Consider the following 19,286-nt stretch of genomic DNA (forward strand, 5'->3'; position numbering starts at 1 on the left):
GTCGCGGACAAATACTATTAGGCTGCCGTTAACTTTATGGCCTTGGACCGATCCATGCTCACACTCTATCGCACGACGCTGGCCATGTTCTGCCTGGCCTCGCTCCTGCCCCTCGGCGCGCAAGCGGCCGATGCCGAAAAACCCGAGGCAGCCACCGAGGCCGCCCCTGCCCCCGTGGTGCGCCCGGCGCTGGCCGAACGCAGCCAGGACGATGCCCTGGCCCTCGAGCGCCAGGTGCCCAAGGCCGAGCAGCAGACCCTGCAGGCCAACGGTGAACACTTCCTGGCGCTGTGGAAGCCGGCCAACGACAGCGACCCGAAAGGTGCGGTGATCATCGTCCCCGGTGCCGGCGAAAGCGCCGACTGGCCGACCACGGTCGGGCCGTTGCGCCGCGGCTTCCCCGATGTCGGCTGGCACACCTTGAGCGTGAGCCTTCCAGACCTGCTGGCCGAACGCCCGCAGGCGCGCGTCGAGGCCAAGCCCGCCGCAGAACCGGCCAAGGACTCAGGTGAAACAGCGCCGACCAAGGATACGCCCGCAGACGCCAACGCCAACGTTGCCCAAGCCACAGCCGCCGAGACCGACACCGCCGAAAGCACCGACGCCGCCAAGGCCGACGAACACACCGACCAGGACGACGCCGAGCGCATCTTCGCCCGCCTGGATGCCGCCGTGGCCTATGCGCAACAGCAGCAGGCACGCAGCATCGTGCTGCTGGGCAACGGCAGCGGCGCCTATTGGGCGGCGCGCTACCTCAGCGAGAAGCAGCCGCCAGAGGTACAGAAACTGGTGATGGTCGCGGCGCAGACGCCCGCACGGGTCGAGCACGACCTGCTGAGCCTGACTCCGACCCTGAAAGTGCCGACCGCCGACCTCTACTACACCACGCGCCCCCAGGACCGCCTGGCCGCCGAGCAGCGCCTGCAGGCCAGCAAGCGGCAGAAGGACAGCGGGTACCGCCAGATTTCGCTGATGGCCATACCGGGCAACAAGGCAGCGGAGCAAGAGCAGTTGCTGCGCCGGGTTCGCGGCTGGCTGACACCACAGGAACAGTGACGAACATCGCGGGGCACGTCGCATCGGCGCCCCGCGATAGCTTCGCTAGAAGCCCCGCCGCTTGCGGATCAGGGCATAGGCCTGATGCAGCTCACGCGTGTGCTCGGTCGCCTCGCGCACCTTGGCCTCACTGGCACCACTGCCCACCAGCTTGTCCGGATGGTGCCGGCTGAGCAGTCGCCGATAGGCCTGCTTGACCTTGTCGGCCTCGGTGTCCGGCTCCACCCCAAGCAGCCGCAAGGCGGCGGCATAGGTCATCACGCCGCCTTCGACGGACGAGCGCCGTGGCTCGTACTCCTTGGCCAGAGCCTGCACCTGCTGGCGGCTGAGCCCCAATTGTTCGCCCCATCGCAGCAGCAGGTCGTGCTCATGCCGGCCGGCCTTGCCATCCGCCCAGACCATTCGCCAGCAGGCGCGCAAGGTGCCCTCGGCGGCATGCGGCTGCAACTTGATCCGGCGCAGGTAATGGCCCAGCCGCCCCTTGCCCGACTTGCCCCGGTTGAACGCGGCAATCGCCCGCAGCCGCGCGGGCTCCGCCAGGTCCAGCCGGGTCATTTCCTGGCGCGCCTGCTGGATATGCCCCTCGGCAACCCGGCCATCGCTCTTGGCCAGACGCCCAAGCAGCACGAACAGCAACTCTTCGTCGCGCAGCGCCGGGCGCCCGCCAAGGCGCTCGCGCATGTCGTCCCATCCCTGCAGACGCAGGCGCCGATCCATGGCCTGACCCAGCAGCGCCCCGAGCAAAGCCCCGGGGATACTGGCCATGGCGAAACCGGCCCCGGCACCAATCACTGTGCTTGGCCACCACATGTCAGGCGCGCTCGCCGATCAGGCGTTCGACATCGGCCAGGCGCTCGAGGGTGCCGACATCGACCCAGTGCCCCTGATAGTGCTCGCCACTCACCTGGCCCGCAGCCATGGCCTTGCGCAGCAGCGGTGCGAGCTTGAAGGCGCCGGGTTGGCAAGCGTCGAACAGCGCCGGGGCGAGCACCGAGATACCGCTGAAAGTCAGCGTCCCGGGCGCGTCATCGCCATCAGCTACCTGCTCGCCCCGCAGACGGAAGTCGCCTCGCCCGTGATGCCCGGGGTTGTCTACCAGCACCAGGTGCGCGAGCCCCTGCAACGGCGCCTGCAACGCGCTGAAGTCGTAGTCGGTCCAGATATCGCCGTTGACCAGCACGAACGGCGCATCACCCAGCAGCGGCAGCGCCTTGAAGATGCCGCCGCCGGTCTCCAGCGGTTCGCCTTCCGGCGAGTAGCGCAGGCGCAGGCCGAAGCGGCTGCCATCGCCCAGGTGATCCTCGATCTGCTGGCCGAGCCAGGCATGGTTGATGACCACCTCGGTGAAGCCGGCCCGGGCCAGCGCCTCCAGGTGGTACTCGATCAATGGCTTGCCGGCGGCCGGCACCAGCGGTTTTGGGGTGTGCAGGGTCAGTGGGCGCATGCGCTCGCCCTTGCCCGCCGCGAGGATCATTGCCTTCATGAATGGGCCCCGGCCTTGAGTTCACCGATCAGCGCGCCCAGCTCGGCCAACTCCGGACGACGACCAATCACTTCATCTATATAGGCGAAGAAACGCGGTACGTCAGTGAGGTAGCGCGGTTTACCGTCACGGTGGCAGATGCGGGCGAAAATACCGATCACCTTGAGGTGGCGCTGCACCCCCATCAGGTCGCTGGCGCGGTGGAAGTCCTCGAATGCCGGCTGTACTGGAATACCGGCGGCCTGGGCCTTTTGCCAATAATCGCTGAGCCACCCCTCGACGCGGGCCTGGGGCCAGCTGAGGAAGGCGTCCTTGAACAGGCAGGTGATGTCGTAGGTGACCGGGCCGTAGACCGCATCCTGGAAGTCCAGCACACCGGGGTTCGGCGTGCTTTGCATCAGGTTGCGCGGCATGTAGTCGCGGTGCACCAGTACTTTAGGTTGCGCCAGGGCGCTGTCGATCAACAGCTGGCTGACCCGCTGCCAGCTGGCCTGTTGGGCTTCAGTCAGCTTCACGCCCAGCTCGCGGCCAACGTACCACTCCGGGAACAACTCGACTTCGCGGCGCAGCAGCGCGTCGTCGTAGCTCGGCAACGGGGCGTCCATCGGCAGGCGCTGGAACGCCAGCAGCGCGTCGATGGCGTCCTTGAACAGGGCGTCAGCGTTGTCGGCATCGATGACGTCCAGGTAAGTCTGGCGCCCCATATCGCCCAATAGCAGGAAGCCGCGCTCAAGGTCCTGGGCATGGATCTGCGGCACATGCACGCCGGCACTGGCCAGCAAGTGGTCGATGGCAACGAACGGGCGGCAGTTTTCCTGGGGCGGTGGCGCATCCATGACCACGAAGCTGTGGCCGGCGCCCTCCCAGCGGAAGTAGCGGCGGAAACTCGCATCGCTGCTGGCGGCGGTCAGGCTGCCGGCGGGCACGTCACCCCAGCCGTTGGTGCGAAATAGAATCTCGAGCTGCTCGGCGAGCCAGGCAGTCAGTTGTTGCAGACGTACATCGTGGTCGGGCATTACAAGGGTCTCCGACGGCGCTAGCCGTCAAGCGGGTCATGCTTTATTATCCAGCATCTTTTTCAGACCATCGAGAGGCGTGCGGCCCCCACACGCGGGCAGATGGCACGCAGGAAGCCCGGACTAATAAGATGGCATTGAAATCCCCCGCGTTTCGTAGAAAGTTTCCATTGCTGGTCACTGGCGGTCTGCTGGCCCTGCAACCTTTGGCCATGCCGCATGCGTTAGCAGCCGAGCAGTTCGACTGCCAAGTGTCCGCTTCCGGTGGCTGGGACTGCAAGCCCAAGGCTGCCAGTAACCTGCCGCCTCGCCCGGTTCATCCGGGTGCCGCTGCCGCCAGTTCCGGTGATGAAACACCAGAGCAAGTGGCCCAGGAGCAGGCCGACAAGCCGGTACTGGTTACCGAGAGCAAGGGCCGCGCCCTGAAGTCGCGCAGCGAAGACTACAGCCACCTCGACTGGGTACCCCGCGAGAAGCTCACGGCCGCGCAGCTGGCCGAGACCGGCCCGTACTGCGGTGGCGCCTATATCGAGCCAACCCGCCCAGGCATGGATGACACCACGCCCAAGGACGAAGCCCCGACCTACATCAACGCCAAGGTTTCCAAGTACCAGCAGGAGCAGCAGATCGCCACCCTCGCCGGTGACGTGGTCATGCGCCAGGGCAGCATGCAGGCCGAAGCGGACGAAGCCAACCTGTACCAGGCCGAGAACCGTGGCGAGCTCAAGGGCAACGTCAAGATCCGTGACAACGGCTCGCTGGTAGTCGGTGATGAGGCACAGATTCAGCTCGACACCGGCGAAGCCCGGGTCGACAACGCCGAATACGTGATGCACAAATCGCACATCCGCGGTAATGCGCTGTACGCCAAGCGCGCGGAAAACGCGATCATCCGCCTCAAGGATGGTACCTACACCACCTGTGAGCCGGGCAGCAACGCATGGCAGCTCAAGGGCAACAACATCACCCTGAACCCGGCCACCGGCTTTGGTACTGCCACCAACGTCACGCTGCGGGTCAAGGATTTCCCGGTCTTCTATACGCCGTACATCTACTTCCCGATCGATGATCGTCGGCAGTCCGGCTTCCTGCCGCCATCGTTCAGCAGCAGCAGCGATACCGGCTTCATGCTGGTCACCCCGTACTACTTCAACCTGGCGCCGAACTACGACGCCACGTTGTATCCGCGCTATATGGCCAAGCGCGGCATGCTCATGGAAGGCGAGTTCCGCTACCTGACCAAATCCAGCGAAGGCCAGTTCGGTGGCGCCTACCTGAGCGATCAGGACGACGACCGCAAGCTGCAGACGGACTACAAGAAAGAACGCTGGATGATCAACTGGCAGCACAAGGGCGGCCTGGATGATCGCCTGATGGGCGAGGTGGACTACACCGACATCAGCGACCCGTTCTACTTCCAGGACCTGGAGTCTGACCAGATCGGTGTCGAAAGCCGAGACTACGTCAACCAGCGCGGCACGCTTAACTACCGTGGCGACGACTACACTGCCCGGTTGAACGTGCATGCCTACGAAATGGCGACCATTTCGCAGATTACCCCTTACGACAAGCTTCCACAGCTTTCGATCACCGGCTTGCTGCCGTACCACCCTGAAGGGCTCGACCTCAGCTACGAAGCCGAAGCCGTTCGCTTCGAGCGTGACCTGAAGAACGACCTGGTGTTCGACAAGGATGGCCTGCCTGACAAATCGCTCGGCCTCGTGACCGATGCTGACGGCAATGTCCTCGGCGGCCGCCGCCTTGACGAGAGCGTCACCGGCATCGCCCGTGCCAACGGTACCCGCCTGCACGCGGCACCGGCCATCAGCCTGCCGATGGAAGCGAGCTACGGCTATATCAAACCGAAGCTCAAGTATGCCGTCACCCGCTACGACCTCGACCTGGACAGCCAGGGCCAGGCCCAGGCGATCACGCAGTCGGGCCTTCCGGGCTATGGCAGCTACAACAGCACACTGAACCGTGATATCCCGATCTTCAGCGTCGACAGCGGCCTGTACTTCGATCGCAACACCCAGATGTTCGGCACCAACTACCGCCAGACCCTCGAGCCGCGACTGTTCTACCTCTACGTCCCGTACAAGGACCAGAAGGACATTCCGATCTTTGATACGAGCGAGCGTCTGTTCGACTACGGTTCACTGTTCCGCGACAACCGCTTCAGCGGCACCGATCGCATCGGCGACGAAAACAAGCTGTCGCTGGGTGTGACCAACCGCTGGATCGAGGACAACGGCTTCCAGCGTCAGCGCTTGAGCATTGGCCAGGCCTACTACTTCAAGGATCGCAAGGTCCAGTTGCCAGGCATCGACTACAGCACCCGCAAGGACAGCCTGTCGGACGTGTCACCGTACGCTCTGGAATACGAGTACGCCTTCAACCGCGACTGGCGCTTCAACTCGGACTTCAACTGGGACCCGGACAGCCGCAGCACTCGCTCGGGTAGCGCGATGTTCCACTACCAGCCTGAAGACAATCCGAACAAGATCGTCAACCTCGGCTACCGCTACCGCAACGACCTGATCACCTATGACTCGCTGACCGGCTTGTGGAAAGTTGGCGGCGGTGACTACGGCACTCCAGGCGAACCGGGCTACATCAAGGATTACTACAAGATCCAGCAGCACGACTTCTCGGTCATCTGGCCGATCGTTCCGCAGTGGAGCGTGATCGCGCGCTGGCAGCACGACTACAACCGCAACCGCACCCTGGAAGCCATGGGTGGTTTCGAGTACGACAACTGCTGCTGGAAGCTGCGCCTGATCAACCGCTACTGGATGGACTACGACGATTTCAGCCAGGCGGTCCCGGACAACGAGAAGGGCGACCACGGTATCTTCCTGCAAGTCGTGCTCAAGGGCCTCGGCGGTGTAGTGGGCAACAAGGTTGAGTCGTTCCTGGACAAAGGCATTCAAGGTTATCGTGAACGTGAAGACCAAGCTTATTGATCGTCTGCGCCCGCTGATGCTGGGCGCCGTTTTACTCAGCGGCGCGGCGCATGCCGCACCGCAGTCCCTGGACCGCGTGGTGGCCATCGTCGACAACGACGTGGTCATGCAGAGCCAACTGGACCAGCGCGTGCGTGAGGTCCAGCAGACCATCGCCAAGCGCGGTGGCGGCGTGCCGCCGGCTGGCGCGCTGGAGCAGCAGGTACTGGAACGCCTGATTGTCGAGAACCTGCAACTGCAGATCGGCGAGCGCTCGGGCATCCGCATCACCGACGAAGAGCTGAACCAGGCCGTCGCCACCATTGCCCAGCGCAATGGCATGTCGCCGGAGCAGTTCCGTGCTGCCCTGGCCCATGATGGCCTGTCGTTCGACGACGCCCGCGAACAGATCAAGCGCGAGATGATCATCAGCCGCGTGCGTCAGCGTCGTGTCGCCGAACGTATCCAGGTGTCCGAGCAGGAAGTGAAGAACTTCCTCAATTCCGACCTCGGCAAGATGCAGATGTCGGAAGAGTACCGCCTGGCCAACATCCTTATCCCGACCCCGGAAAGCGCCAACTCCACGGCGATCCAGGCGGCAGCCCAGCAGGCCGGCCAGGTCTACCAGCAGCTCAAGCAGGGCGCCGACTTCGGCAAGCTGGCCATCGAACGCTCGGCCAGCGAAAACGCCCTGGAAGGCGGCGAGATGGGCTGGCGTAAAGCCGGCCAACTGCCACCGGACTTCGCCAAGATGCTCAGCAGCATGAGCGCCGGCGACGTCACCCAGCCTATTCGCATCCCCAACGGCTTCATCATCCTCAAGCTCGAGGAGAAACGTGGTGGCAGCGAGAGCGTGCTGCGTGACGAAGTGCATGTGCGCCACATCCTGATCAAGCCAAGCGAGATCCGCAGCGAAGCCGCCACCAAGGAGCTCGCTGAAAAACTGTACGACCGGATCAGCAGCGGCGAAGACTTTGCCACCTTGGCCAAGAGCTTCTCGGAAGACCCAGGCTCGGCACTCCACGGTGGTGACCTCAACTGGGTCGACCCGGACAGCCTGGTCCCGGAATTCCGCGAGCAGATGGCCGACGCCAAACAAGGCGTGGTGACCAAGCCGTTCCGTACCCAGTACGGCTGGCATGTGCTGGAAGTGCTGGGCCGCCGCGCCACCGACAGCACCGAAAAAGCCCGTGAGCAGCAGGCCATGAGCGTCCTGCGCAACCGCAAGTACGACGAAGAGCTGCAGACCTGGCTGCGCCAGATCCGCGACGAGGCTTACGTTGAAGTCAAGCTGCCTGGCGCTGACCAGGCCACCCAGTGAAGCCCCTGCGCTTTGCCGTTACACCCGGCGAACCAGCCGGCATAGGCCCCGACCTGTGCCTGCTGCTCGCCGCCGAGGCCCAGCCCCACCCCCTGATCGCCATCACCAGCCGTGACCTGCTCGCCGAGCGGGCCACGCAGTTGGGCCTGGCCGTCAGCCTGCTGCTCGTCACCCCGGACAAACTGCCCGAACACCCTGCCCCTGCCGGCAGCCTGTACGTCTGGGATACGCCCCTGGCCGCGCCGGTGGCCGCCGGGCAACTGAACAAGGCCAATGCAGCGTTTGTGCTGGATACGCTGACACGCGCCGGGCAAGGCTGCCTTGACGGGCATTTTGCCGGGATGATCACCGCCCCGGTACACAAAGGCGTGATCAACGAGAGCGGTATCGCCTTCTCCGGGCATACCGAGTTCCTCGCCGACCTCACCCACACCGCACAGGTGGTCATGATGCTGGCCACCCATGGCCTGCGCGTGGCCCTGGTGACCACGCACCTGCCGCTGCGCGACATTGCCGAGGCCATCACCGCCGAGCGCCTGGAGCGCGTGACCCGCATCCTGCATGCGGACATGCGTGACAAGTTCGGCATCGGCAAACCACGCATCCTGGTCTGCGGGCTCAACCCGCATGCCGGCGAAGGCGGCCACCTTGGCCGCGAAGAAATCGACATCATCGAGCCCGTACTGGAGCGCCTGCGTACCGAAGGCATGGACCTGCGCGGACCATTACCGGCCGATACCCTGTTTACCCCCAAATATCTGGAGCACTGCGACGCAGTGCTGGCGATGTACCACGACCAAGGCCTGCCCGTACTCAAGTACAAGGGCTTCGGCGCCGCGGTCAACGTGACGCTGGGCCTGCCGATCATCCGTACTTCGGTCGACCACGGCACCGCCCTGGACCTGGCCGGCACCGGCAAGATCGACACCGGCAGCCTGCGCGTCGCCCTGGAAACCGCCTACCAGATGGCCGAGAACCGACCATGACCGAGCATTACCAACACCGGGCGCGCAAGCGCTTCGGCCAGAACTTCCTGCATGACGCCGGAATCATCGACCGCATCCTGCGGGCGATCCACGCCAAGGCCGGCGAAAACCTGCTGGAAATCGGCCCTGGCCAGGGCGCCCTCACCGAGGGCCTGCTGAACAGCGGCGCACAACTGGACGTGGTGGAGCTGGACAAGGACCTGGTGCCGATCCTGCAACACAAGTTCGCCGGGCGTGACAATTTCCGCCTGCACCAGGGCGACGCCCTGAAGTTCGACTTCAATCAGCTGGGTGTACCGCAACGCAGCCTGAAAGTGGTGGGCAACCTGCCCTACAACATCTCCACGCCGCTGATCTTCCACCTGCTGGCACACGCCAACCTGATCCGCGACATGCACTTCATGCTGCAGAAGGAAGTGGTCGAGCGTATGGCCGCAGGGCCTGGCGGTGGTGACTGGGGGCGGTTGTCGATCATGGTGCAGTACCACTGCCGCGTGGAACACCTGTTCAACGTAGGCCCCGGCGCCTTCAACCCGCCACCGAAGGTCGATTCGGCCATCGTGCGCCTGGTGCCCCATGAAGTGCTGCCTTACCCGGCCAAGGACCCTCTGCTGCTGGAGCGTGTCGTGCGCGAAGCCTTCAACCAGCGCCGCAAGACCCTGCGCAACACGCTCAAGGGCCTGCTCGACAGCCAGGCCATCGAGGCCGCTGGCGTCGATGGCAGCCTGCGCCCCGAGCAACTGGACCTGGCAGCGTTCGTGCGCCTGGCCGACAAGCTGGCCGAGCAGCAAGGCTGACCCCACCTCGCAACACAAGCACGCTCCCGTGGGAGCGTGCTTGCCCCACGGTCAGCCATGACTGGCCCTCCCCCCCGCCAATGGCCTAGACTGCGTTATTGCGTCAGTTCGCCCAAGGCCCTTGCATGTCCGACCCCCGCTACCAGATCGACGTCAGCGTCGTGACCCGCTACCTCAAAGAACAATCCGACCCCGAAAACAGTCGCTTCGCTTTCGCCTACACCATCACCGTGCAGAACAACGGCACGGTCAAGGCCAAGCTGATGTCGCGTCACTGGCTGATCACCAATGGCGATGGCGAAGTCGAGGAAGTGCGCGGCGCCGGCGTGATCGGCCAACAACCGCTGATCGACCCAGGCCAGAGCCACACCTACAGCAGCGGGGCGGTCATCACCACCCGCGTCGGCACCATGCAGGGCAGCTATCAGATGTTCGCCGAAGACGGTAAACGCTTCGATGCCGAGATCGCACCCTTCCGCCTGGCCGTTCCCGGGGCCCTGCACTGATGGCCACTTACGCGGTCGGTGACCTGCAAGGCTGCCTGCAGCCGCTCAAGTGCCTGCTCGAACGCGTACGCTTCGACCCTGCCGTCGATCGCCTGTGGCTGGTGGGTGACCTGGTCAACCGCGGCCCCGAGTCGCTCGAAACACTGCGCTACCTGTACTCCATTCGCCACGCCCTGGTGTGCGTGCTGGGTAACCACGACCTGCACCTGCTGGCGGCCTGGCATAACGTCGAGCGCCTGAAGAAGAGCGACACCCTGCGCGAGATCATCGAAGCGCCGGATGCCGACCAGTTGTTCGACTGGCTGCGCCGGCAGAAGCTGCTGCACTACGACGAGCCCCGTGGCATCGCCATGGTTCATGCCGGGATCCCGCCGCAATGGACCCTGGGCAGAGCGCTGGAGCTGGCTGCTGAAGTCGAGGAAGTGCTGCGCGACGACAATCGCCTGAAGCTCTACCTGGACGGCATGTACGGCAACGAACCGAACAAGTGGAGCAAGGATCTCACCGGCGTCGAGCGCCTGCGGGTGATCACCAACTACTTCACCCGCATGCGCTTCTGTACCGCCGCCGGCAAGCTCGACCTCAAGACCAAGGAAGGCGCAGACAGCGCGCCAAAAGGCTACAAGCCATGGTTCGACCACCCCGACCGCCGTGCGCGCCATGTGAAAATCATCTTCGGCCACTGGGCTGCCCTTGAAGGCCGCGTCAATGCACCGGGCGTCATCGCCCTGGACACCGGCTGCGTCTGGGGTGGCGCCATGACCCTGTACAACGTCGACAGCGGCGAATACCACCGCTGCGACTGCACCCGCGAGGGCACCCCTCGCCTGCCGGCAGCACCGGCCGCCCCTACCGATCAGCCCTGAAGGAACCGCCCCCATGAGCGAATTCAAGCGCATCACCCCCGAACAGGCCCTCGCCCTGCGCGCAGAAGGCGCGGTCGTGGTCGACATTCGCGACCCGCAAGCCTATGCCGCTGGCCACATCAGCGGCGCCACTCATCTGGATAACCACTCGGTTGCCGACTTCATCCGCAACGCCGACCTCGACGCGCCTACACTGGTAGTCTGCTACCACGGCAACTCCAGCCAGAGCGCCGCCGCCTACCTCGTCGGCCAGGGCTTCTCCAACGTCTACAGCATCGACGGAGGCTTCGAACTGTGGCGCAGCACCTACCCGGGCGAAACCGCTCAGGGCAGTGCTGAATAATTTTTTCATTTTTCCTGCAGCCCGCGTTCCGTGCGGGCTCGCGACCGACCTGACGAACGGTCACAGACGTCTTCTTCGCCCCCTGCCCTTGACCTCTCGTATAACCAACTATCCTTAAGCCCAGGCCATCCAAAATAGGGGAGAGCCGGTACACCGGCGTGCGGGTCATCGGTAGCGTTTCAGGGTGTTCTGGGGGGTATACAGCAATCGGCAAAAACCGGTTGCATGCCAGCATCGGCTGACTGATCCGGCGTCGTCTCCACGTATCGAGCGAGGTGACGTCATGAGCATTTTTAGCCACTTCCAACAACGTTTCGAGTCCACCCGCCAGGAAGAACTCTCGCTGCAGGAGTACCTCGAGCTGTGCAAAGAGGATCGCAGCGCCTATGCCTCGGCGGCCGAGCGGCTGTTGCTGGCCATCGGCGACCCAGAGCTGATCGACACCTCAAGCAACTCCAGGCTGTCGCGGATCTTCTCCAACAAGGTGATCCGCCGCTATCCGGCCTTTGCCGACTTCCATGGGATGGAAGAATGCATCGACCAGATCGTCTCCTACTTCCGCCATGCCGCCCAAGGCCTGGAAGAGAAGAAGCAGATCCTCTACCTGCTGGGCCCGGTGGGCGGCGGTAAATCGTCGCTGGCCGAGAAACTCAAGCAGCTGATGGAAAAAGTACCCTTCTATGCCATCAAGGGCTCGCCGGTATTCGAGTCCCCGCTGGGGTTGTTCAACGCCACCGAAGATGGCGCGATCCTCGAAGAAGAGTTCGGCATCAACCGCCGTTACCTGAACACCATCATGTCGCCCTGGGCCACCAAACGCCTGCAAGAGTTCGGCGGTGACATCAGCAAATTCAAGGTGGTCAAGCTCTATCCCTCGATCCTCAACCAGATCGCCATCGCCAAGACCGAACCCGGTGACGAGAACAACCAGGACATCTCTGCCCTGGTCGGCAAGGTGGATATCCGCAAACTCGAAGAATTCCCGCAGAACGACGCCGACGCCTACAGCTATTCGGGCGCGCTGTGCCGGGCCAACCAGGGCCTGATGGAATTCGTCGAGATGTTCAAGGCGCCGATCAAGGTCCTGCACCCCTTGCTCACCGCCACCCAGGAAGGCAACTACAACAGTACCGAAGGGCTCGGGGCCATCCCCTATACCGGCATCCTGCTGGCCCACTCCAACGAATCGGAGTGGCACACCTTCCGCAACAACAAGAACAACGAAGCCTTCATCGACCGTATCTACATCGTCAAGGTGCCCTACTGCCTGCGGGTCAGCGACGAGATCAAGATCTACGACAAGCTGTTGGTCAACAGCTCGCTGGCCAAGGCCCACTGCGCGCCCGACACCCTCAAGATGCTGGCCCAGTTCACCGTGCTTTCGCGGCTCAAGGAGCCGGAAAACTCCAACATCTATTCGAAGATGCGGGTCTATGACGGTGAGAATCTCAAGGACACCGACCCCAAGGCCAAATCGATCCAGGAGTACCGCGACTCGGCAGGCGTCGACGAGGGCATGAACGGCCTGTCGACCCGCTTCGCCTTCAAGATCCTGTCCAAGGTGTTCAACTTCGACCCGCACGAAATCGCGGCCAACCCGGTGCACCTGCTGTATGTGCTGGAGCAGCAGATCGAGCAGGAGCAATTCCCGGCCGAAGTTCGCGAACGTTACCTGCGCTACCTCAAGGAATACCTGGCGCCGCGCTACATCGAGTTCATCGGCAAGGAAATCCAGACCGCTTACCTCGAGTCCTACAGCGAGTACGGCCAGAACATCTTCGACCGCTACGTGCTGTATGCCGATTTCTGGATTCAGGATCAGGAGTACCGCGACCCGGAAACCGGCGAGATCCTCAACCGCATCGCCCTCAACGAAGAGCTGGAGAAGATCGAGAAGCCGGCCGGCATCAGCAATCCGAAGGATTTCCGCAACGAAATCGTCAACTTCGTGCTGCGCGCCCGGGCCAACAACAATGGCAAGAACCCCAGCTGGCTCAGCTACGAGAAGCTGCGGGTGGTCATCGAGAAGAAAATGTTCTCCAACACCGAGGACCTGCTGCCGGTCATCAGCTTCAATGCCAAGGCCAGCAAGGAAGATCAACAGAAGCACAACGACTTCGTCACCCGGATGGTCGAGCGCGGCTACACAGACAAGCAGGTGCGCCTGCTGTCGGAATGGTACCTGCGGGTCCGCAAATCGCAATAAAGCGGCAAGCGACAAGCCGCAAGCTGCAAGCCGTGCAGCGCCAGGGCGAGCTCTGGCGCTACGGCTTTCAGCAGCGGTGGCTGCTCCATCTTGCAGCTTGAAGTCAGTAGCTGCATCCAGTCACCGGAGGGATCATGAGCTACGTAATCGACCGACGCCTGAACGGCAAGAACAAGAGCACGGTCAACCGCCAGCGCTTTTTGCGGCGGTACCGTGAGCACATCAAGAAAGCCGTCGAAGAGGCCGTTAGCCGCCGCTCCATCATGGACATGGAGCATGGCGAGCAGATCAGCATCCCGGGCCGTGACATCGACGAACCGGTGCTGCACCACGGTCGCGGCGGCAAGCAGACCATCGTCCACCCCGGCAACAAAGAGTTCACTGCAGGTGAGCATATCGCTCGACCACAAGGCGGTGGCGGGGGTGGCGGGCGCGGCAAGGCCGGCAACTCCGGCGACGGCATGGACGATTTCGTCTTCCAGATCACCCAGGAAGAGTTTCTCGAATTCATGTTCGAGGACCTTGAGCTGCCCAACCTGGTCAAACGCCACCTGACCGGTGCCGACACCTTCAAGACCGTGCGCGCCGGGATCGCCAACGAAGGCAATCCCTCGCGCATCAACATCGTGCGCACCCTGCGTTCGGCCCATGCCCGGCGCATCGCGCTGACGGGCAGCAGCCGCGCACTGTTGCGCGAGGCACAAAAGGAGCTGGATCGGCTGAAAGTCGAGGAGCCCGACAACTTCACCGACATTCAGGAAACCGAGGCCGAGATCGAGCGGCTCAAGGCACGTATCAACCGTCTGCCGTTCCTCGATACCTTCGACCTCAAGTACAACCTGCTGGTCAAGCAGCCCAACCCCAGCTCCAAGGCGGTGATGTTCTGCCTGATGGACGTTTCCGGCTCCATGACCCAGGCCACCAAGGACATCGCCAAACGCTTCTTCATCCTCTTGTACCTGTTCCTCAAGCGGAACTATGACCGCATCGAGGTGGTGTTCATCCGGCACCACACCAGTGCCCGCGAAGTCGACGAGGAAGAATTCTTCTACTCCCGCGAAACCGGCGGCACCATCGTTTCCAGCGCGCTCAAGCTGATGCAGGAAATCATGGCTGAGCGCTACCCGGCCAGCGACTGGAACATCTACGCCGCCCAGGCGTCCGACGGTGACAACTGGAACGACGACTCGCCGATCTGCCGCGACATCCTGTCCAAGCAGATCATGCCGCACGTGCAGTACTACACTTATGTCGAAATCACCCCACGCGAGCATCAGGCGCTGTGGTACGAGTACGAGCGCATCGGCGAGGGTTTCCCCGACACCTTTGCCCAGCAACAGTTGGTATCGGCCGGCGACATCTACCCGGTCTTCCGTGAACTCTTCCAGCGCAGGTTAGCCACATGACCGCCAGAGAGCAGAGACGCCAACCCATTTCCACCGGCTCCGAATGGACATTCGAGCTGATCCAGACCTACGACCGCGAAATCAGTCGCCTGGCCGCGCGTTACGCGCTGGATACCTACCCCAACCAGATCGAAGTGATCACCGCCGAACAAATGATGGACGCCTATGCGTCCGTGGGCATGCCGTTGGGTTATCACCACTGGTCCTATGGCAAGCAATTTCTCAGTACCGAGAAATCCTACAGCCGTGGGCAGATGGGCCTGGCCTACGAGATCGTGATCAATTCCGACCCGTGCATCGCCTACCTGATGGAAGAGAACACCATGTGCATGCAGGCACTGGTGATCGCCCATGCCTGCTATGGCCACAACAGCTTCTTCAAGGGCAACTACCTGTTCCGTACCTGGACAGACGCAAGTTCCATCATCGACTACCTGGTATTCGCCAAGCAGTACATCGCCCAGTGCGAGGAGCGCCATGGCATCGACGCTGTCGAAGACCTGATCGACTCCTGCCACGCCCTGATGAACTATGGTGTTGACCGCTACAAACGCCCTTACCCGATCTCGGCCGAAGAGGAGCGTCGCCGGCAGAAGGAGCGTGAAGAGCACCTGCAGCGGCAGATCAACGACCTGTGGCGCACCATCCCCAAAGGCACCGAAAAGGGCGGCGAGCGCGACGATGCGCGCTTCCCTGCCGAACCTCAGGAAAACATCCTGTATTTCATCGAGAAACACGCGCCGCTGCTCGAACCCTGGCAACGTGAAGTGGTGCGCATCGTGCGCAAGATTGCGCAGTATTTCTACCCGCAACGCCAAACCCAGGTGATGAACGAGGGTTGGGCGACCTTCTGGCACTACACCCTGATGAACGACCTGTACGACGAAGGGCTGATCACCGAAGGCTTCATGATGGAGTTCCTGCAGTCGCACACCAGCGTGGTGTTCCAGCCGGGCTTCGACAGCCCCTATTACAGCGGCATCAACCCCTACGCCCTGGGGTTTGCCATGTACACCGACATCCGCCGTATCTGCGAAAACCCGACGGAAGAAGATCGCCGCTGGTTCCCGGACATCGCCGGCAGCGACTGGCTTTCCACCCTCAAGTTCGCCATGAGCAGCTTCAAGGACGAGAGCTTCATCCTGCAGTACCTGTCACCGAAAGTGATGCGCGACCTCAAGCTGTTCAGCATTCTCGACGACGACCAGCGCGACGATCTGCTGGTGCCGGCGATCCATGACGAGGATGGCTATCGCACCATCCGTGAACAGTTGGCCGCGCAGTACAACCTGGGTAACCGTGAACCCAACGTGCAGATCTGGAGCATCGATCGCCGCGGCGACCGCTCCCTGACCCTGCGCCACCAGCAGCACAACCGTAAGCCACTGGGCGACTCCACCGACGAAGTGCTCAAGCACCTGCACCGCCTGTGGGGCTTCGACATCCACCTCGAGACCGTCCAGGGCGACCAGGTGATGAAAACCCACCACATGCCGCCCCGCAGCGAACACGGCGAGGCCGGCGACTACGGGCGCATGGACCTGGCCGTGGTGCACCACCTCTAGCGCAGCACCCCCTCCATTGCTGTCGACAAGGTATCCTGTCGCCAGTAATGGAGGTTCCACATGCAGATCTACAAGGTTGGCGGTGCCGTGCGCGACCGCTTGCTCGGCCGCCCGGTCAGTGACATCGACTGGTTGGTGGTCGGCGCCACGGTCGAACAGATGCAGGCCCAGGGCTTTCGCCCCGTCGGTGCCGATTTCCCAGTATTCCTGCACCCGAAGACGGGCGAGGAATATGCCTTGGCCCGCACCGAGCGCAAAAGCGGCCGTGGCTATGGCGGCTTCACCTTTCACGCAAGCCCGGATGTCACCCTCGAAGAAGACCTGATTCGTCGCGACCTGACCATCAACGCCATGGCCGAGGACGAACAGGGCACGCTGTACGATCCCTACCACGGTAAACGCGACCTGGATCAGCGCATCCTTCGCCATGTTTCCCCGGCGTTCGCCGAAGATCCCCTGCGTGTACTGCGTGTTGCCCGTTTTGCTGCCCGCTACGCGCCGCTGGGTTTCAAGGTCGCCGAAGAAACCTTGGGGCTGATGCGCCAGATTGCCGAATCGGGCGAACTACAGGCGCTGACCGCCGAGCGCAGCTGGAAAGAGGTCGAGCGTGCCTTGATGGAACGCGAGCCGCAGGTGTTCATTGAAGTACTGCGTAGCTGTGGCGCACTTATGGAACTGATGCCCGAGCTTGCGCACGGCGCTGAAACATTGCCGGCGCTGCACCAGGCGGCAAGGCGTCAGCAGCCGCTGCCGGTGCGCTGGGCGTGCCTGCTGCGAGGGTTGCAGCCTGCCGCGATCAAGGCGCTCAACCAGCGCCTCAAGGCCCCGCGCGAATGCCAGGAACTGGCGGCGCTGGTGGGGGAGTTTGCCGAGCGGGCGGACCATGCCCTGGCGCTGGAGCCTGCAAGCCTGCTGGAAATGCTGCAGAAGTTCGACGTGTACCGGCGGCCGCAGCGCTTCGAGGACTTCATCGCCGCGTGCGAGATGGCGACGCTGGGCTCAGGTTATCCACAAGGCGAGTACTTGCGCGGGGCCGCAGAAGCGGCGCGTGCCGTGGATGTGAAGCCATTGCTGGAAACCGGGCTTACCGGCCAGGGCCTGGGCGAAGCGCTTAAAGCCGAGCGCCTGAAGGCGCTCGAAGCTTACAAGTCCGCTTGATCTGCCCGGCCTCTTCGCGAGCAGACCTCAGCGGCGAATCGCCGCTCCCACAACTGTCGTGCAGTACATGTGGGAGCGGGTTTACCCGCGAAGAGGGCAGCGCAGGCTCACGCCGGGGTCAACTGCAACCCACGCCATTCGAACGGCACCGGCGCCAGCACCTGTTGGATGCTCGCCTCATGCCACAGCTGCGCCATGCTTTTCCCCGCACCTGGATGCATGAGCGCCGGCGCCAGCAGCGATAGCGGCCACAGCACAAAGGCATTTTTCAGGATTTCCGCACGCGGCAGCACCAACCCATCGAAGGTGCCGTGCAGATCGCCGTACATCAGCACATCGATATCCAGCGGCAAACCCTTGCGGTCCGGCGCATATCGGCCATTTTCCGCCTCGATGAACTTGAGCCGCCGGTCGAACTCCAGCAGCGGCAACTCGGTCTGCCCGCGCACCACCAGGTTGTAGAACGGGCCGCTCTTGATGCCCACCGCCTGGCTCTCGAACACTGCCGAACACTGCATGCCGCTGAGCATGCCAGCCAACGCATCGAGCCCCGCACACAAGTGCCGCTCGCGATCGATGTTGCTGCCCAGGCCGAGGTAAACCGTGTTCAGAGACATCCGCGCTCGATCTCCACGCCAACGCCGCCGCGGGCTGCCGGCACTGCGCCCGGCTTGGTGAGCTTGAGGCGCACCCAGGGGATGTTGAACTCGGCCATCAGCACCGCCACCAGGCGCTCGGCGAACGTCTCGACCAACTCGTAGCGAGCCTGCTCGGCAAACGCCTGGACCCGCGCCGAAACGCTGGCATAGTCCAGTGCCAACGACAGGTCATCACCGGCGGCGGCCGGGCGGTTGTCCCAGGCGAAACTCAGGTCCAGGCGCAGGCACTGGCGAATATCCCGCTCCCAGTCGTAGGCGCCGATCACGGTATCGACTTCCAGGCCTTCGATGAACACTCTGTCCAAGCACTTCTCTCCACAGCACGACAAGGGCGACGGGCGCCGTTAGAATCAGGGCGTCCTCGCCCGGAATAGTTAGCATGTTTTGGTTACTGGCGCTGCTTGCCTACCTGCTCGGCTCTCTGTCCTTTGCCATCGTCCTGAGCCGCCTCAGCGGCAGCCCCGACCCCCGCTCCAGCGGCTCGGGCAATGCCGGCGCCACCAACATGCTGCGCCTGGCCGGGCGCAAGCTGGCGATCCTGACGCTGCTGGGCGACCTGTGCAAGGGCATGCTGCCGGTACTGCTGGCACGCCTGGCCGGGCTGGACCTGCAAGACCAGGCCTGGGTCGGTATCTGCGCGGTAGTCGGTCATCTGTTACCGATCTACTTCCGCTTCCAGGGCGGCAAGGGTGTGGCCACTGCCGCTGGCATGCTCATGGCCCTGTACTTGCCGGCCGCCCTGCTGGCCATCGGCGCCTGGCTGCTGACCTTCTACCTCACCCGCACCAGCTCGTTGGCCGCGTTGATCGCCACGCCCCTCACCCTGCCACTGCTGGCCTGGCGCGAGCCCGCAGCTCTGCTGCCTATGACGGTGCTCACGGTGATGATCGTCTGGCGCCATCGCAACAATTTGCGTGACTTGTTTGCCGGACGCGAACGGCACTTCTGAAACCCTCGCCCGAACCCAGCCCTT

18 protein-coding genes are annotated in these 19,286 nt (G+C 63.2%); 13 read left to right on the forward strand and 5 right to left on the reverse strand.

Annotation, left to right across the window (positions count from 1 at the left end; translation table 11 throughout):
- Window positions 1–54: 54 nt before the first annotated feature.
- Window positions 55–1,056, forward strand: a complete 1,002-nt coding sequence (locus ACQ4N9_RS05210) for an alpha/beta hydrolase family protein (RefSeq protein WP_390966122.1) — start codon at window positions 55–57, stop codon at window positions 1,054–1,056.
- A gap of 45 nt (window positions 1,057–1,101) precedes the next feature.
- Here ACQ4N9_RS05210 and ACQ4N9_RS05215 read toward each other — a convergent pair whose 3' ends face one another.
- From ACQ4N9_RS05215 to ACQ4N9_RS05225, 3 genes are read right to left on the reverse strand one after another with little or no spacing between them, the layout of a single operon-like run.
- Window positions 1,102–1,866 carry a TerB family tellurite resistance protein gene (locus tag ACQ4N9_RS05215; RefSeq protein WP_390966124.1) on the reverse strand — a complete coding sequence of 255 codons (765 nt, stop codon included), beginning with the start codon at window positions 1,864–1,866 and terminating at the stop codon, window positions 1,102–1,104.
- A gap of 1 nt (window position 1,867) precedes the next feature.
- On the reverse strand, window positions 1,868–2,539 hold the full coding sequence (murU, locus tag ACQ4N9_RS05220) for an N-acetylmuramate alpha-1-phosphate uridylyltransferase MurU (RefSeq protein ID WP_390966126.1): 672 nt from the start codon (window positions 2,537–2,539) through the stop codon (window positions 1,868–1,870).
- Window positions 2,536–3,555: an aminoglycoside phosphotransferase family protein gene (locus ACQ4N9_RS05225; protein ID WP_390966128.1), complete on the reverse strand. Its 1,020-nt coding sequence runs from the start codon at window positions 3,553–3,555 to the stop codon at window positions 2,536–2,538. Before ACQ4N9_RS05225 ends, murU begins: the two co-directional genes overlap by 4 nt.
- Before the next feature lie 131 nt (window positions 3,556–3,686).
- Here ACQ4N9_RS05225 and ACQ4N9_RS05230 point away from each other — a divergent pair, with 131 nt between their 5' ends.
- The 11 genes from ACQ4N9_RS05230 (at window position 3,687) to ACQ4N9_RS05280 (ending at window position 17,654) form a co-directional block, all read left to right on the forward strand.
- Window positions 3,687–6,521 carry an LPS-assembly protein LptD gene (locus ACQ4N9_RS05230; protein WP_390966130.1) on the forward strand — a complete coding sequence of 945 codons (2,835 nt, stop codon included), beginning with the start codon at window positions 3,687–3,689 and terminating at the stop codon, window positions 6,519–6,521.
- Entirely contained in the window at window positions 6,502–7,821 is a 1,320-nt protein-coding gene (gene surA, locus ACQ4N9_RS05235) for a peptidylprolyl isomerase SurA (RefSeq protein WP_110994281.1), read from the forward strand. The genes ACQ4N9_RS05230 and surA overlap by 20 nt, the downstream gene beginning before the upstream one ends.
- Window positions 7,818–8,807: a 4-hydroxythreonine-4-phosphate dehydrogenase PdxA gene (gene pdxA, locus ACQ4N9_RS05240; protein ID WP_390966132.1), complete on the forward strand. Its 990-nt coding sequence runs from the start codon at window positions 7,818–7,820 to the stop codon at window positions 8,805–8,807. Before surA ends, pdxA begins: the two co-directional genes overlap by 4 nt.
- A complete protein-coding gene (gene rsmA / locus ACQ4N9_RS05245; protein WP_125462349.1) occupies window positions 8,804–9,604 on the forward strand; it encodes a 16S rRNA (adenine(1518)-N(6)/adenine(1519)-N(6))-dimethyltransferase RsmA in 801 nt (266 codons plus the stop codon). The genes pdxA and rsmA overlap by 4 nt, the downstream gene beginning before the upstream one ends.
- 125 nt (window positions 9,605–9,729) lie before the next feature.
- Window positions 9,730–10,110, forward strand: a complete 381-nt coding sequence (apaG, locus tag ACQ4N9_RS05250; RefSeq protein ID WP_125462348.1) for a Co2+/Mg2+ efflux protein ApaG — start codon at window positions 9,730–9,732, stop codon at window positions 10,108–10,110.
- Window positions 10,110–10,976, forward strand: coding sequence for a symmetrical bis(5'-nucleosyl)-tetraphosphatase (locus ACQ4N9_RS05255; RefSeq protein WP_390966135.1), 867 nt, complete (start codon window positions 10,110–10,112; stop codon window positions 10,974–10,976). Before apaG ends, ACQ4N9_RS05255 begins: the two co-directional genes overlap by 1 nt.
- Window positions 10,977–10,989: 13 nt before the next feature.
- Entirely contained in the window at window positions 10,990–11,319 is a 330-nt protein-coding gene (gene glpE, locus ACQ4N9_RS05260) for a thiosulfate sulfurtransferase GlpE (RefSeq protein WP_323833249.1), read from the forward strand.
- 283 nt (window positions 11,320–11,602) lie between these two features.
- On the forward strand, window positions 11,603–13,525 hold the full coding sequence (locus ACQ4N9_RS05265) for a PrkA family serine protein kinase (protein ID WP_390966137.1): 1,923 nt from the start codon (window positions 11,603–11,605) through the stop codon (window positions 13,523–13,525).
- A gap of 134 nt (window positions 13,526–13,659) precedes the next feature.
- A complete protein-coding gene (locus ACQ4N9_RS05270; protein WP_390966139.1) occupies window positions 13,660–14,931 on the forward strand; it encodes a YeaH/YhbH family protein in 1,272 nt (423 codons plus the stop codon).
- Complete coding sequence (locus ACQ4N9_RS05275; protein WP_110994289.1) at window positions 14,928–16,496, forward strand: SpoVR family protein; 1,569 nt, start codon at window positions 14,928–14,930, stop codon at window positions 16,494–16,496. Before ACQ4N9_RS05270 ends, ACQ4N9_RS05275 begins: the two co-directional genes overlap by 4 nt.
- 60 nt (window positions 16,497–16,556) lie before the next feature.
- Window positions 16,557–17,654, forward strand: a complete 1,098-nt coding sequence (locus ACQ4N9_RS05280; protein WP_390966142.1) for a multifunctional CCA addition/repair protein — start codon at window positions 16,557–16,559, stop codon at window positions 17,652–17,654.
- A gap of 107 nt (window positions 17,655–17,761) precedes the next feature.
- Here ACQ4N9_RS05280 and folK read toward each other — a convergent pair whose 3' ends face one another.
- Together folK and folB are read right to left on the reverse strand one after the other, a co-directional pair.
- Window positions 17,762–18,271 carry a 2-amino-4-hydroxy-6-hydroxymethyldihydropteridine diphosphokinase gene (folK, locus tag ACQ4N9_RS05285; protein WP_390966144.1) on the reverse strand — a complete coding sequence of 170 codons (510 nt, stop codon included), beginning with the start codon at window positions 18,269–18,271 and terminating at the stop codon, window positions 17,762–17,764.
- Window positions 18,262–18,618, reverse strand: coding sequence for a dihydroneopterin aldolase (gene folB, locus ACQ4N9_RS05290; protein WP_323833245.1), 357 nt, complete (start codon window positions 18,616–18,618; stop codon window positions 18,262–18,264). The genes folK and folB overlap by 10 nt, the downstream gene beginning before the upstream one ends.
- A gap of 74 nt (window positions 18,619–18,692) precedes the next feature.
- On the opposite strand from folB, the gene plsY reads away from it, so the two are divergent.
- Window positions 18,693–19,262 (forward strand): glycerol-3-phosphate 1-O-acyltransferase PlsY, encoded by a 570-nt coding sequence (plsY, locus tag ACQ4N9_RS05295; RefSeq protein WP_390966145.1) that lies wholly within the window; start codon window positions 18,693–18,695, stop codon window positions 19,260–19,262.
- Window positions 19,263–19,286 lie beyond the last annotated feature (24 nt).

This window comes from Pseudomonas sp. ES1, assembly GCF_050586605.1.
GTDB lineage: Bacteria > Pseudomonadota > Gammaproteobacteria > Pseudomonadales > Pseudomonadaceae > Aquipseudomonas > Aquipseudomonas sichuanensis.